14 protein-coding genes, 1 tRNA gene and 1 pseudogene are annotated in these 14,562 nt (G+C 52.9%); 7 read left to right on the top strand and 9 right to left on the bottom strand.

The window, feature by feature from the left end; genetic code table 11:
- Positions 1–206: hypothetical protein (locus BOW53_RS12935; protein ID WP_216641099.1), on the top strand; the 206-nt coding region annotated here is incomplete at its 5' end.
- Positions 207–670: 464 nt separating this feature from the next.
- Here BOW53_RS12935 and BOW53_RS09715 read toward each other — a convergent pair.
- The 4 genes from BOW53_RS09715 to BOW53_RS09700 form a co-directional block, all read right to left on the bottom strand.
- Positions 671–744: transfer RNA gene (locus BOW53_RS09715), tRNA-Gln, on the bottom strand.
- 59 nt (positions 745–803) lie between these two features.
- Entirely contained in the window at positions 804–1,196 is a 393-nt protein-coding gene (gene rpsI / locus BOW53_RS09710) for a 30S ribosomal protein S9 (RefSeq protein WP_078487797.1), read from the bottom strand.
- A 27-nt stretch (positions 1,197–1,223) separates the two neighbouring features.
- Positions 1,224–1,652, bottom strand: a complete 429-nt coding sequence (rplM, locus tag BOW53_RS09705; RefSeq protein WP_078487796.1) for a 50S ribosomal protein L13 — start codon at positions 1,650–1,652, stop codon at positions 1,224–1,226.
- A gap of 406 nt (positions 1,653–2,058) precedes the next feature.
- Positions 2,059–2,376, bottom strand: a complete 318-nt coding sequence (locus tag BOW53_RS09700) for a (2Fe-2S) ferredoxin domain-containing protein (protein ID WP_078487798.1) — start codon at positions 2,374–2,376, stop codon at positions 2,059–2,061.
- 91 nt (positions 2,377–2,467) lie between these two features.
- Here BOW53_RS09700 and BOW53_RS09695 point away from each other — a divergent pair, with 91 nt between their 5' ends.
- From BOW53_RS09695 to BOW53_RS09685, 3 genes are all read left to right on the top strand, one after another.
- A complete protein-coding gene (locus BOW53_RS09695) occupies positions 2,468–3,718 on the top strand; it encodes a (Fe-S)-binding protein (RefSeq protein ID WP_078487795.1) in 1,251 nt (416 codons plus the stop codon).
- A gap of 128 nt (positions 3,719–3,846) precedes the next feature.
- Positions 3,847–4,491 carry a 2-polyprenyl-3-methyl-6-methoxy-1,4-benzoquinone monooxygenase gene (coq7, locus tag BOW53_RS09690; RefSeq protein WP_078487794.1) on the top strand — a complete coding sequence of 215 codons (645 nt, stop codon included), beginning with the start codon at positions 3,847–3,849 and terminating at the stop codon, positions 4,489–4,491.
- 119 nt (positions 4,492–4,610) lie between these two features.
- The gene (locus BOW53_RS09685) at positions 4,611–6,473 is read left to right on the top strand and encodes a tetratricopeptide repeat-containing sulfotransferase family protein (RefSeq protein ID WP_078487793.1); all 1,863 of its coding nucleotides are present in this window, start codon (positions 4,611–4,613) and stop codon (positions 6,471–6,473) included.
- Between the two features lie 216 nt (positions 6,474–6,689).
- On the opposite strand, the gene BOW53_RS09680 is transcribed toward BOW53_RS09685, so the two are convergent.
- Both BOW53_RS09680 and BOW53_RS09675 read right to left on the bottom strand, forming a co-directional pair.
- Positions 6,690–9,152 (bottom strand): tetratricopeptide repeat protein, encoded by a 2,463-nt coding sequence (locus tag BOW53_RS09680; RefSeq protein WP_078487792.1) that lies wholly within the window; start codon positions 9,150–9,152, stop codon positions 6,690–6,692.
- A 171-nt stretch (positions 9,153–9,323) separates the two neighbouring features.
- Positions 9,324–9,740, bottom strand: coding sequence for an OsmC family protein (locus BOW53_RS09675; RefSeq protein WP_078487791.1), 417 nt, complete (start codon positions 9,738–9,740; stop codon positions 9,324–9,326).
- Between the two features lie 111 nt (positions 9,741–9,851).
- Between BOW53_RS09675 and crp the strand changes: the two genes are divergently transcribed.
- A complete protein-coding gene (gene crp, locus BOW53_RS09670; protein ID WP_078487790.1) occupies positions 9,852–10,505 on the top strand; it encodes a cAMP-activated global transcriptional regulator CRP in 654 nt (217 codons plus the stop codon).
- Positions 10,506–10,535: 30 nt separating this feature from the next.
- On the opposite strand, the gene BOW53_RS09665 is transcribed toward crp, so the two are convergent.
- The 3 genes and pseudogenes from BOW53_RS09665 to BOW53_RS09655 all read right to left on the bottom strand — a co-directional run.
- On the bottom strand, positions 10,536–12,023 hold the full coding sequence (locus BOW53_RS09665) for a hypothetical protein (protein WP_078487789.1): 1,488 nt from the start codon (positions 12,021–12,023) through the stop codon (positions 10,536–10,538).
- Between the two features lie 29 nt (positions 12,024–12,052).
- Positions 12,053–12,499, bottom strand: a complete 447-nt coding sequence (locus tag BOW53_RS09660) for an NfeD family protein (protein WP_078487788.1) — start codon at positions 12,497–12,499, stop codon at positions 12,053–12,055.
- A pseudogene (locus BOW53_RS09655) lies at positions 12,499–12,900 on the bottom strand (SPFH domain-containing protein); the annotation flags it as partial. The gene BOW53_RS09660 and the pseudogene BOW53_RS09655, both read right to left, overlap by 1 nt.
- Positions 12,901–13,152: 252 nt before the next feature.
- Between BOW53_RS09655 and BOW53_RS09650 the strand changes: the two are divergent.
- Positions 13,153–13,608 carry an NfeD family protein gene (locus BOW53_RS09650; RefSeq protein ID WP_078487787.1) on the top strand — a complete coding sequence of 152 codons (456 nt, stop codon included), beginning with the start codon at positions 13,153–13,155 and terminating at the stop codon, positions 13,606–13,608.
- Positions 13,609–13,625: 17 nt separating this feature from the next.
- On the top strand, positions 13,626–14,477 hold the full coding sequence (locus BOW53_RS09645) for an SPFH domain-containing protein (RefSeq protein ID WP_078487786.1): 852 nt from the start codon (positions 13,626–13,628) through the stop codon (positions 14,475–14,477).
- Positions 14,478–14,562 lie beyond the last annotated feature (85 nt).

Below are 14,562 nucleotides of genomic sequence, written 5' to 3'. Positions count from 1 at the left end.
TCCTCAAACTTTGGTCGGTGAGAGAAGCTACCTATGCTACCGCAGCTTACCCTCTAACCAACTCTGTCGAGTTGCACTTGGAAATTGAATTCGCGCTTTTTTGTGAAGTACTTATAATTCCTGAAGGGCATAACAAGAACGTGTTTTATGTTAATCCAGCCCACGCCTACGCGTCAGCTGAATATCATACCTTACTCGGGGCCTGAGCCAGCACCATTTTATGGCCTGTGCGTGTATGGCGTACGACAAGCCAATGCCAACCAAGGGGATGCGCTCTACTCGACACAAACAAATATACTGGCATCACATTGATTTACGAAGTTGCACCATGAGCGTCACAAAATACGAGCCGACAGGCACAAAAAAACCCACTCGATGCGAGCTTTGATGTTGGCTGAGGGGGGTAAGGAGGAATCTTTCGTCCAGTGGACGAAATCAGTCCGACGAACGCCCTGCAGGGATGCGGGGCCGGATCTGAGCAACAGGGATGTTTGCTAGAGAAAACACCGAATACACTAACCTCACCTGGCCTCACCCCTTCGGAGTCAGCGTAACTACGTTCCGCAGCTTCGGAGTCGCTCCGGGCGATTCCGGTGGAGCTTCTCACCCTCCATCCAGAAGATCTTTTCTAGCAAATACAAAAAAGCCCGCAAGATGCGGGCTTTGATGTTGGCTGGGGATGGAGGATTCGAACCTCCACATACGGAGTCAGAGTCCGCTGTCCTGCCATTAGACGAATCCCCACTTGTCCGTGGATTCTTTGAAACCACGCCTCCAGCCGCAGCCGGAGCAAGAAAGCGAGATTAACGCTTGGAGTACTGGGGACGCTTACGCGCCTTGTGCAGGCCGACCTTCTTACGCTCAACTGCACGGGCGTCACGGGTCAGGAAGCCGGCTTTGCGCATGGAGCTGTGCAGGCTTTCATCGTACTCTGCCAGGGCACGGGCAATACCGTGACGAATCGCACCAGCCTGACCGGTGTTGCCGCCACCCTTGACGGTCACTCTGACGTCGACCTTGTCAAGAACCTCGGCGACTTCCAGGGCCTGGCGAACCACCATGCGGGCGGTTTCGCGACCGAAGTACTCGTCCAGGGGGCGGTCGTTAACAGTGATGTTGCCACTGCCGGCGGTCAGGAAAACACGAGCTGCAGAGCTCTTGCGGCGGCCGGTAGCGTAGGTGTTGGTTTCTGCCATCTTTCTATTCCGATACTGGGCTAGTGTTCAGATTTCCAGCGCCTGGGGCTGCTGAGCTTGGTGCTGATGCTCGGGACCTGCATAGACCTTGAGCTTTTTGAACATGGCACGACCCAGGGGATTCTTGGGCAGCATGCCTTTAACAGCTGTTTCAATCACACGCTCGGGAGCCTTGTCCAGCAGCTTCTCGAGGCTGATGGATTTCAGGTTGCCGATGTAACCGGTGTGATGGTGATACATCTTGTCGCTCATCTTGTTGCCGGTTACGCGAACTTTCTCGCAGTTGACCACAACAATGTAGTCGCCGGTATCTACGTGCGGCGTATATTCGGGTTTATGCTTCCCGCGCAGACGGTGCGCGATCTCGCTGGCCAAACGGCCCAGCGTCTTGTCGGTGGCGTCAACCACGTACCAGTCGCGGCGAACCTTAGCGGGTTTTGCACTTACAGTCGTCATTAGAACTGCTCCAACGGAGTCCAAGTTAAAGCGCTTGAAAAAAGAGCGCGAATGTTACCGGACTTGCAGCCTGCTGGCAACCCCGGAATATGTTTTTTCTCTACCCCGGAACAAGACGAATTTTATTCCAGGTGGGTTGTTATCGCGCCGGGGACAGCGCTCCTACGTCGTCGCTGGTATCCATGAGGGTTAAACCTCCATCAATGCCGGTGCCACAGACAACCCGCCGCTCCCGGCATACCGTATATCCTGCACATAAAAAAATGGGCACAGCAGGGGATGCTGTGCCCAAACAATTATAACCACCAAAGGAGGATGGAGGAGTACTGAAACAGATTACGCTCAGTATATTATAATTTTCTAGTATTACTATCTACTATGCAACGCCTTTTTATTGTGGAATTTATCAGCTCTCACGCAGCATCAACCGCTCAACTATCCGGCCATTGACCAGGTGTTCATCGATGATCTCATCCAGATCCTCCCTATCCACGTAGGTGTACCAGACAGCCTCCGGATAAACGACCAGCACTGGTCCCCGCTCACAGCGCCCCAGGCAGCCTGACTTGTTGGCCCTCACCTGCCCGGCACCGTGCAAATCCATAGACTTCAACCGCTCTTTGACATAACCGTGAGCATCCCTGGCGTTGAACTGCTGACAGCAGGCCTCGCCATCCTCTCGCTGGTTGACACAAAAGAACAGGTGGCGCTGATAATAAGACATCTTCCCCATATATTAATCCTTACAGCACACTATCGTGAGTCAAAATTAATCCTTCAAAACCGTTTTTTGCCCTTTAAATAGCTCCGCCGCCATGTACAATTGCCGTTTTCAAGCGGACGCCCCCCCAACAGCCATCCCAGTGAACCTCGAGCAGATACTTTCTCAAGCCGACCACTGCGTTAAGTGCGGCCTCTGCCTGCCCCATTGCCCCACTTACCGGCTCACTTCAGATGAGGGGGATTCGCCACGGGGCCGGATTGCGCTGATGCAGGCCCTTGCGGAAGGCACGATCCAAAGCCCCCGCGCAGGTTTCCATCTGCAACGATGCCTCGGCTGTCGAAGCTGCGAAACCGCCTGCCCCTCCGGCGTGAAATACGGCGCAATGCTCGATGCCACCCGGGAACTGTTATTGCAGGAATCCGGGAATGAAGCAGGACTCAACTGGCTGGCAACCAATGCTTACAAACCCTGGGGCAGGCATATACTGCGCGCCTATCAGAAATCAGGCCTCCGCCACCTGGCAAGGACAGTTGGGGGAACGCGGTTCCGTAGACTGGACCAGTTGTTACCCCCGGTCGAGAGTGACGCATCGAGTAGAGAGGTTTATCCTGCTGCGGGAAAAACCCGGGGCAGGGTTGGCCTGTTTACCGGCTGCGTCAGCAGGCTGACTGACAAAACTGCCATAGAAGGGGCGATCACAACCCTGACCCTGCTTGGCATTGAAGTGATCGTACCCCGCACCCAGGCGTGCTGCGGCGCCGTCCAACTGCACAGTGGCAACACCACAAAAAACAGCCAACTGACCGAAAATAACCGGCAGGCATTCAGCCGTTGGGAACTGGACGCAATACTCACCCTGGCAAGCGGCTGCGGTGGACATTTGCTGGAACAACAGCAAGGCGGTTCACTGGATACAGCACCAATTAAAGAATTCAGCCAATTCATCATGCAGCTTCCCTGGGTTGAGGAGCTGAATTTCCAGCCCACCGCCCAGCGGATCATGCTCCACACCCCCTGCTCCCTGAAGAACGTGCAACGATGCCCGGATGAGCCGTTTCGCATGCTCAACCTCATCCCCGGAATTCAAATCGAGCCTCTTCCGGATACCGGCTGCTGCGGAGGCGCCGGCACCTACATGCTCAATCAACCTGAAATGGCGGACAGGCTTCGGTCCCCGATGATCGAACTGATCGCAAAAACGAAGCCGGATTTTGTTGCCACATCCAACACGGGGTGTGCACTTCATCTGAGGGCAGGGCTTGTAGAGGCGGGAATCACCATCCCTGTTGTTCATCCGACTGAGATAATTGCCCGGCAACTTCCGATCGAAGCTGGCAATTAAACGACCCTGAAACATTTCGATTCCGGCAAACTTATGCGCGCTCAAAATCTTCCCTTAACCCAGACCTCCACTGGATTCCGGCATACGCCGGAATGACTGGAGCAGGGACACTGGGTTATTATTGCCCTATGAGCACAAGAGATTACACCCCCCTTGATACCGCACTCATTGGTCTCGACCAGGCGTTGCGCACCATATTCGGTCGTCCACTGGTCACCGAGCGCCCCAACCCTACCGACGGTCTCTCTGAAATCGAGATGAGTGAAGAGCAGCGGGAACACACCGCCAGGCTGATGCGCATCAATCACACGGGTGAAGTGTGCGCACAGGCCCTCTACCAGGGACAGGCCCTGACCGCCAAACTGCCCAATGTGCGAGACAGTATGGAGAGGGCGGCACAGGAGGAGAACGACCACCTGGCCTGGTGCGAAGGACGTCTCAAAGAGTTCGGAAACAGGAAAAGCTTCCTCAACCCCTTGTGGTATGCCGGCTCGTTTGCCATCGGCGCAGCTGCTGGTGCGGCGGGGGACAAGTGGAGCCTTGGATTCGTGGCCAAGACCGAGCACCAGGTCTGCGCTCACCTGGACGACCACCTCGAACAGATCCCGGCATCGGACCAGAAGTCTCGATCGATCCTGGAGCAGATGAGAGAGGATGAACTCCATCACGCCACTGTGGCACTGGAGCATGGCGGTGCAGAACTCCCCGGCCCGATCAAGCTGGCCATGAAGCTCACTTCGAAGGTCATGACCCAGTCGGTATACTGGATCTAGATGACACCTTTCACTACCTACACCGGCAAAACCCCATTTGCAACCCCGTCATATCCAGCGTAACGCTGGAATACGACCAAGCAACGCCCCCTCCAGCACAACGGATCTCATCCCAGGCCATGGACAATACAACTCCCCTAAAGTCGGCACATGGGCTCAGATCAAACGGCCGAACAAAAGAGGCCATAGCCATGGCCCGTCAACTCCTGTCTGCCAACCCCGAAGACAGTTCAGCATGGCACTTGATGGGATTGCTTGCCCGGGATTCCGGCAATGCGCAAAACGCCATACAAGGACTTGAAAAAGCGACACTGCTACCTGAACCTCAACCTGTTTATTTCAAGGATCTGGCTGATACATATGCCGCCCTTGGGCGGATCGACAGTGCCGCGAATGCCTACCGCTCCGCCCTGAACATCAGTGACGACTACTTTGAAGTTCATGCGAATCTCGGCAATCTCCTACTGGATACGGAAAAAACAAACGAAGCCTTGATCCACTACAGGAAAGCCGTCACCCTACGCCCTGACATCGCCGAACTCCATGACAATCTTGGCAATGCGCTACGTATCAGCGACAACCCCGCGGAAGCCGCACAATGCCACGAAAAGGCCCTGCAGCTAAAGCCTCAGCTGTATTCAGCCATGGTCAACAAGGGGTTGGCACTGATCGAGCTGGACCAACTTGGGGACGCCCTCACTATTCTCGAGGAGGCAGTTGAACACCTACCCCAATCCGCTGAAGCACATGTTGCGCTGGCCACTACTCTACGGATGCTCAATCGCCCAACTGATTCTCTTTCGTGCATCGACAAGGCACGCCAACTCCAGCCAGATGATATGACCATAACCCTGGCAGAGTTCTACACTATGCTCGCTTTTGGAAACAGGGCGGCCGCCGAAAGGATCCTTTCGACACATAAGGGACTATTGGGCATAGACTACAACATGACGATGGCCTATGCCGCATATTGCGAAACAACAGACCAGCGCCGCACCGCAGTCAACTATTGTCAGCAATTGCTGACCAATATTGCGCTGAAACAGAGACAGAGGGTCGCCATTCATTTTCAACTTGGTGATTTGAGCGACCAACTGGAGCAATACAGCAAGGCATTTGAATATTACAAAACTGCCAACGATTTAAACCCGTCCGGTTACCCGCGCGATGACCTAAAAGAAAAAACGGACGAAATCATATCGACATTTTCCAGGGAAAACCTCCGACAAATGCCTCGCAGCTCTTACGACACAGACCAACCCGTCTTCATAGTAGGCACATCCCGAGCGGGTAAGTCATTGACGGAGCAGATACTTGCCAGCCACCCAAAAATCAGCGGTATTAATGAGCTCAAAGTTACCGAAAAATTGATTTCGATGGTCGAGGAGCGTGCCGGCAGAAGATTTCCGGATGCAATGATTGACATCTCCAGGGAAATTCTTGATGAAATAGCCGAAACGTATCTCGCACAGGTCAGTACCAGGGCAGTAACCGAAAGCAGGCGCATCATCAATACTGCCCCCACCAACACGGAGCATCTGGGTTTCATAAGCCTGCTTTTTCCCAATGCCTACATCATCCATCTCGATAGGGACCCAAGAGACGTCTGCCTGGAGAGTTATTTCCGAAATTATAAAAATGAGAAATGGCAACGTGCCGGACTGCTGGATCACGGATTCCACTACCACCAGACCTACAGGCTCATGGCGCACTGGAAAAATATACTCGACATCCCCATACACAGCATTCGCTATGAAGAGCTGGTACAAGAGCCGGAAACAACCATACGCGGCCTCCTGGAGTACCTGAACGTAGAGTGGAACGAGCAGTGCCTGGATTTTTATCACCCTGGAAAAGCATCAATTAATGGACTTCGCGTCGCCACAGAGCCCTTGTCGAAGAACTCCATGGGAAGGTGGAAAAACTATGCTGAGCAGATCAAATCACTGGAGCGAGAACTCAACGACCACGGATTACTCTAACCAGCAGCTCCAGCATATGAAGGAGGATGAACTCCACCATGCCACGCCCAAAGGCCCGGTCATGTTGGCCATGAAGCTCTCTTCCAGGATCATAACCAAGTCGGTCTACTGGCTGTAAGTTTGACGCCCGGGCAAGCCAGCCTCACAAAAAACAATACCCAGGAATACCGTTAAGTAGGCTACTTATGTGGCTCAAGCCTATAAAGAGGTATCGGGCTATTTCAGCGAATACCCAAACCGGTCAATGGCAGGCTGAACAATTGGTATGACCCTCTGCACCTCATCCCAATAATTCAGGTGGCGGGCAAGGGAGCTGCTGTAGACCTTTTGTGTCACCTGCTCATAACTGGCAGTGCGCACGACCCGCTTGCTCTTATGGTGCAGCATACAGTTCTCATCCCAGGTGGTACCAATAAATTCCAGCAACCGGCGTACAGTCCCCTCCTGTTCATCTACCAGATCCTGGTAGCGCATTTCAAAATAACGCATATCTACCGTCTCCTTGTAATGCGCTATCTGATCCATTACACGCTGGTACTGAATCGCCGTGGATTCCAGGCTGGATGTATATCGGTGTCCATGAGTGAAGTCGGAGAAAAAGGCAGATAGACAATTGTCCAACGGGTGCCTTGATATGTGAATGATAGGTGACTCGGGAAACAACAGGGCAATCAACCCGATCTGCTCTGAGTTATGCGGCATCTTGTCCGTTACCCAGCTGCAGCCCTCATCAACAACCCCAGATCTCAAAACCCTTGAGAGATAGTACTCACGCATTGCGTTGATGTGTTCCAGCAACAACGGCTTCTCCGGATCACAAAGGCATTCCGGAAACGGAAGGTCGCTCCCTATTATCCTCGCAGCCTCTCTTGTCGCCAGATCACCGATATGGGTCAACTCCCCCGCTGGGGCAAATTTGGCATGAGCGCCCAGGATCTGTTCAAGCAGACTGGTGCCTGCCCTGGGAAACCCGAGAATAAAGACAGGGGTCAAATCTAGCGCTGGAAGTTGTTTAGCAAGGTCTGCAAATCTCTGGCGATTGCTCTCTGAAAATACTGATTTCAACACGTTGAAGCGTGCCTGACCCTCAACTGGATCGAAGACACAACCTACAACATCACTCTTGATCTCTTGAGCTTTCCTATATACAGCAAACGCCTCATCAAACTTTTCGAGTTTATCCAGGACATACCCTTTTTGGAAAAAATAGGTGGTCAGAGACTGCTTGTCTCCGACACTCTCCGAATCAACCTCATCAAGCGTGGCCAATGCTGCATCGAAATTCTTGTGCCGGCATGCCATCTTGGACTTCATCACTGCGATGGGTGAGCGATCCTCAGAGACCCAATGAGTTTCAGCCTCTTCAAGCAACTGCCCGGCACGCTCCAGATTGTGAGTGTTCTCCTCGAATTCTGCCCATGCGTGATACAGAATCCCATTGGGCTCCAGCCTCTGTTCAGCCAACTCGTAGACAGCCCGTGCATCATTGTAACGATCCATGCTGAAATAGAGCTGGGCCAGCTCTGCATATCCAACCGGGGATCCTTGCGATAACTCCACGTAACGACGACATGCCTTTTCAGCAGCCTCGTAATCATGGAGTTGTTTCATTAGCATGGTCAGCGCTCGATAGGCCGCCTGCTCATTCGGACCTAGTTGGACAGCTCGACGAATCAGCCCCTCAGCCTCCTGCAGCTGCCCGTTTCGTAACAACGCCTCACCTAATCCTGCAAGGGCCATAACATTTTCAGGCTCCGAACTCAGTGCAGCATCAAAGTGGGAGACGGCTTGTTCCTGCTCTCCGGTTACGAATAGCGAATAACCTAAATTCGCCTGTGCCAGGGCGCTGCCCTTGTCCAGACGCACCGCCTTTTCAAAACACTGCTTGGCAGGCTCTTGCTGCCCCTCATCCATGCGGATCGTCCCAAGGTTTATATACACCTCAGCCGAATCTGGGTGATTGGCCACCAAAGCCTCCAGCAAATCACGCGCTTCGTCACGGCGACCCAGACCCAGCAACGTCACGGCCAGGTTGCTCTGGGCGGGCAGGAAACCGGGCATCTTTAAGAGCACCTGCCTGTAGAGACCTTCTGCACCTTCCAGGTCCCCCAACTCCTGCATCATCTGGCCGGCGTTGACCATCAGGTAGGGTTTGTGGTTCTCCTGGGAGTGAGAGATTGCCTTCTGATAACAGCCCAGCGCCTCCGTCCACGCCTGCTGATGTTGGTAGATCTTGCCCAAGGTATTGTGGGCTTCTGCCAGTTTGGGGTTCAGCTTCAGTGCTCGGCGAGTATGACGAAGCGCTTCATCATCATCCCCCAGTTCGAACCGGGTCAGGCCCAGGTTGCTCTGGGTAATCGCATCTTTCGGCTGCTGCTTCACAAGGCGCTGAAGCATATTTTCCGCATGAGCCCACTGTCCAGCCTGCATCGCGGCTATTCCTGCCAGCTTCAAAACATTGACTTGATTTGGGTTACGCTGAAGCAATTGCTGACAAACCCGAAAGGCTCCCTGCAGGTTTCCCTGCCTATAGAGCGCCTGGGCCTGGCTGAACTCATTGGTACCTGCCGTCCTCCCAGCCAAACCGGCATCTGGAGTGCGCCCTAAAGCTCCGCAACACTGCTTGTATTTCTTACCGCTACCACAGGGACAAGGGGCGTTACGCTGTACTTTCGCCATCAGAATTCGGCTCTTTTTAAATGGATTAATATTACGTAGAAATCAGGATCAGGAAAAATTACATCACAGGAATTCTCAATTTTTCTAATGAGTTACCACGACCAAGCGGAACATTGCAGCAGAATTGATAAGTAATCCCACCAATTCAGAAACTATGTTCAGCAGCTAGCCTTACCCGTCAATCAGCTCGAAATCGTGGGTAATCTCGGCTACCTGGCCCAGCATCAGGGAGGCGGAGCAGTATTTCTCCGCACTCAGTTTGACCGCTCGCTCCACCACTTTTTCCGTGAGATCAGGCCCCGACACGATGAAGTGAACATGGATTTTGGTGAAAACCTTGGGGTCGGTTTCTGCCCGCTCGGCCTCCAACTCCACCTCGCAGCGGGTCACTTGCTGCCGACTCTTACGCAGGATATGGGCCACGTCAAACTGGGTACATCCACCCAGACCAAGGAGCATCATCTCCATCGGTCGAATGCCCAGGTTCTGCCCCCCCATATCAGGAGGACCATCCATCACAACCGCGTGACCACTGCCCGATTCGCCTACCATGAGGGTGTTTTCAACCCATTTAACCCGTGCTTTCATCACATCCTCGCAAATTTTTTAGCCTGAGAAGACTATCACAGATCGACAACTATCAGGAGCTAACCTAAAATCGAGCAAAGGAATTGTCTTCCAATTCGAGACAGAGACGCGATGACCATAATAAAACCGCCAGTCGAAGAACCGGGGTTTCTGCAGCAGTTCCTCTCCCATTGCCATCGGAGACGCTACCCCGGGAAGACCGATATCATCCATCCGGGTGATCCGGCCGACATCCTCTACTACATCATCGAGGGCTCGGTAACCATCATTATCGAGGATGATGAGGGGAAGGAGATCATCCTCACCTACCTGAACAAGGGCGACTTTATCGGGGAGATTGGGCTTTTCACCCCCCAGGCCAACAGAAGTGTGCTGGTGCGTACCCGTGGTGAATGCATGCTGGCCGAAATCAGCTATACGCGACTGGAGCAGCTGTTCGAAACCGAGCTCAAGCCCCACATGAAAGAGCTGCTTTACGCCCTCGGCGCACAGTTGACCCAGCGACTGCTGCATACCAGCCGCAAAGTGGGCAACCTCGCCTTTCTCGATGTCACGGGACGTATTGCAGGCACCCTGCTGGAGTTGTGCAAGCAACCCGACGCCATGACCCACCCCGACGGCATGCAGATCCGCATAACCCGCCAGGAGATAGGACGTATCGTGGGCTGCTCAAGGGAGATGGCCGGTCGCGTGCTCAAGATCCTGGAGGAGCAGGGGCAGGTTCACGTCAAAGGCAAAACCATCGTGGTGCACGGCACCCGCTAGACGCTGGCATCCCACCGGTCACACCCCGGGCTAAAGCTTACCCACACTCTGCAGATCGTCTGCGGTCCCAAAAGCGCCATCAGGGCCTGCTGAGCGCAGGGTGAAACTCTTCTCTCCTGCTTCGTACCGAATGGCATTACCCCAACCGTCCTGAAAATCCGATTCAGGCATGCCAAGGTCCTGCCCAAGCCGCGACAGGGTAACCTGCTGGGGGTTGAAACCGAAGCCATACTGAATCATCCAAACCTTCACCGAGCGTGTCAGTAGACCGAGACGCTTCTCACTCAATGCCAGCTCGGGATTGGATGGCTCGGGCTCTACATGATTGACACTGACAGGCTTCTGTTTCTCTGCAGGCTTATCCGGCTGCATGAGAAATTGCGAACCGTACCAGCCCGCAACGCCAACAACACCCAAAACGAGAACGCCTGCCAAAATGGCGACGGGTAGCGCCTTTTTCGGCTCCTTCTCGATTTTATTCGCAATGACATGAGGCTCTTCGAAAAACTGGGCCTTACCCTCATCCGACTCCCCTGCATGATCACCCGCAGCCTCTTGTTTGACCGGCTCGATCGGCTCTACAGGCTCTGTAGAGAGAACAATCTCAGCATCGCCAGCCGGTTCTTCAGTAGGGGCAGGGGCCGCATCCGGCGCGTCAGCCTTTACAGCCTCCATCGGGCGGGTGGAATCATCCTGGGCATCTGCAGCGCTGTCGCCACCATCGGTCACAAGTTCCAGTTCGAGTCCAGGATCATTGGCCTCTTCACCCGCCGCTATATCTGTAGATTGTTCCGCACCGGCATCAACTTCCTGGACGACGGCTGGGCTCTCACCTTCATCCTCCAGAGGCTCCATGTCCAGTTCAAGACCACCCCCATCCCCCGCTGCTACATCTGTAGTTTTTTCTGCGGAGGCATCATCCCCATGTGTTTCAACAGGGCTCTCACCCCCATCCACCACCGGCTCCAACTCGAGTTCAAGATTGCCTGCCTCATCGCCACTGGCTGGAGCAACAGCATCCACTTGTGTGTCTATGGATGCTTCCGTCTTGCCTTCTTCCCCGTTATCCGTCACAATCTCCAGCTCAAGATCCCCTGCCTCATCGCCATTGGCTGGAACAACAGCATCCAGTTGTTCATCCGTCTCTTCATCTTCCTGGCTGTCGCTACCAATCTCGAACTCAAGTTCAAATTCGTTATCCTTGTCGTCGCCATTTTTAACAGTCGCCTCCCTCTGCCCTGCTACAAATTGCTCGGCCAAAACCTCATGTTCAGCAGCCACAGGCTTCACCGGCGACAAGGTGCACTCCGCCCCCCTGGCGATCACTTTCTGCTGCAGGTGTTCCGCCCTCTCGAGATCCAGTTCGGCGCGAATCCTCGATCTTTTCCCCTCGAGCATTCCATGAACCTGGTCGACAGGCAGCTTGAGCAGCCTGCTCAGCGCCTCCTCGACCTCTTCACGCTCAAAGCCGTCTATTATGTTTCCCGTCAGCGTCAGACGAAATTTCTGTTCTTCCATCAATGTGCTCTTATTCTCTTTGCTAACCTTCAGTCAACGTCATCCACTTTCAGTACGACACCATCAACGCCAACGACCTTCACATTGGTACCCGCGTCGCAATCTTCTCCTGAGATCTTCCAGGTACTGTCATCCACCCTGATCTTTCCCAATCCATTGACCACGGGCTCATCCAGGGTAAAACTTCGCCCAATATACTGCTCTCCGCGACGATTGAAAACAGGATGATCACTCCTGGTTGGGTGGCGCTTCAAAACCAGGTGCCACACCATGATACTCGCCACGCTGAATACTGAAAACAGCAGTAACTGCAGTTGCCAGGAGAGATCCGGAACCGCCAGTAGAATCAGGCCGATGACACCTGCCGAAACACCGAGCCAGAGGAAAAACGCCCCGGGAGAAAACACCTCCAGTATGATCAGCACAACGGCCAGCACCCACCAGTGCCAGTAGTTGATATTTTCGAGCCACTCCATCAACTGGCTCCTCCCTGCTTGCAGGCGAAGGCCTCCTTGGCAATTTCAGCGATACCCCCGACAGAACCGATCAGGCTTGACGCCTCAGGGGGCATAAGCACCAGTTTCTGGTTGTCCGCCGATGCGATGTTTTGCAGGGCCTCGGTATATTTCTGGGCCACGAAATAGTTGATGGCGTTTACATCGCCCTTTGCAATGGCCTGGGAAACCATCATGGTCGCCTTGGCCTTGGCCTTGGCCTTGGCCTCGGCCTCGGCCTCGGCCAGGCGCTCCCGCGCTTCCGCTTCCGCTTCCCTGAAGGCCGCCTCCTTTTCACCTTCCGCCTCCAGGATGGTTGCCTACTTCTCGCCCTCTGCCTTTAGAATCTCTGACTGACGATGCCCTTCGGCTTCCAGGATCTCGCCCGCTTGTCACTATTCTGGACCGACACCCCAAAACGTATCAAATTTGCACCCCATTCATAAGGCATCTCTAATTTACCCGCCATTCTGGGCGTAGCGTAGTGGAGAACCGGAATGGACGAGTTTACACGGTAGCTCCCTTCTGGTCTTCACCGCCCGAGATAGCGACCAAACTATATCATGATGGTATGTAATAGCCGCGAAGCTACAAATCCACTACTATTGTTCCTTGCCAGTTATTGAGGTTCAAGTATGAGTTTTCAAATTTTGTATTGGCATTGGATCGTCTTAGGTATCGGTTTAATGTTACTTGAGATAGTTTTACCCAGCTTTACTGCGCTTTGGTTTGGTGCAGCAGCGGTAATAGTAGGTATTCTGCTGCTATTAATGCCCGACTTGTCAGGTACGCTCCAAATTGTCCTTTGGACTTCCTTATCAGCATTGCTTACTTGGGCATGGTTTAAATATCTCAAGCCTCTCTCTATCGACAGGACGAAAGCAGGCTTATCCAGAGAGGCAATTATTGGTGAAGTTGGCCAAGTTATATCAGTACCAAATGCGGAAAGAAAAGGCGTGCTTCGTTTTCCAGCACCGGTTTTGGGTGCAGATGAGTGGCAATTTATTTCTCAGGATGAAGAGCTTTCCAGTGGCGATCGCGTTCGTGTTATCGATTTGTCTGGAAACGCCCTCATTGTGACCAAAGCATAAAACCAAGGAGTATCTTCATGGACGCAGGGCTGTATATCTCTTTAGCTGTACTAGTGATGGTTATAGTAACCATTGCCAAAGGTGTACGTTTAGTTCCCCAAGGTTACAAATGGGTTGTTCAACGCCTTGGGAAATACCAAACCACGCTAAATCCTGGCCTCAATATAATCGTGCCTTATATTGATGATGTTTCTTACAAAGTCACGACAAAAGATATCGTTCTTGATATCCCATCTCAGGAAGTAATTACCCGTGACAATGCAGTGATTGTTGCCAATGCCGTGGCTTACATGAATATCATATCGCCAGAAAAAGCAGTCTACGGTGTAGAGGATTACCGGATAGCCATTCAGACATTAGTTCAGACGACCTTGCGTTCAATCATTGGTGAAATGGCGTTAGATGATGCCTTGTCGTCTAGAGATTTGATTAAGGCGAAACTGAAAGACTCAATATCTGATGATATTGCCGATTGGGGCATTATCATGAAGACAGTGGAAATTCAGGATATCAACCCATCAGGTACCATGCAGCAAGCCATGGAAGAACAGGCCGCTGCCGAGCGTGGAAGAAGAGCTACAGTAACTAGAGCTGAAGGTGACAAGCAGGCTCAGATACTTGAAGCCGAGGGACGCTTAGAGGCATCCAGGCGTGATGCAGAAGCTCAGGTCGTATTGGCAAACGCCAGCAAAAAAGCCATCCAATTGGTAACTGATGCAATCGGAGACAATGAGATGCCCGTTGTTTATTTGCTTGGTGAAAAATATGTCGATGCGCTGGAAAATCTATCTGGTTCTGAAAATAGTAAAATGGTCGTATTGCCTGCTGATTTACCAGCAGCTATAAAAGGAATGATGAGCAAAGCCTAAGGCAACTCTGATTAATTTCGAAAATCGTATACCATCGATCTATTGATCTCCACTCCCAGGAAAACGATGAGACAGCAAAGCCTAG

Origin of the sequence: Solemya velesiana gill symbiont (genome assembly GCF_002020805.1) — a bacterium.
Taxonomy (GTDB): Bacteria; Pseudomonadota; Gammaproteobacteria; order Chromatiales; family Chromatiaceae; genus Sedimenticola_A.
The sequence above is the reverse complement of the archived record's forward strand: the minus strand, read 5'-3'. Positions and strand labels throughout refer to the sequence as shown.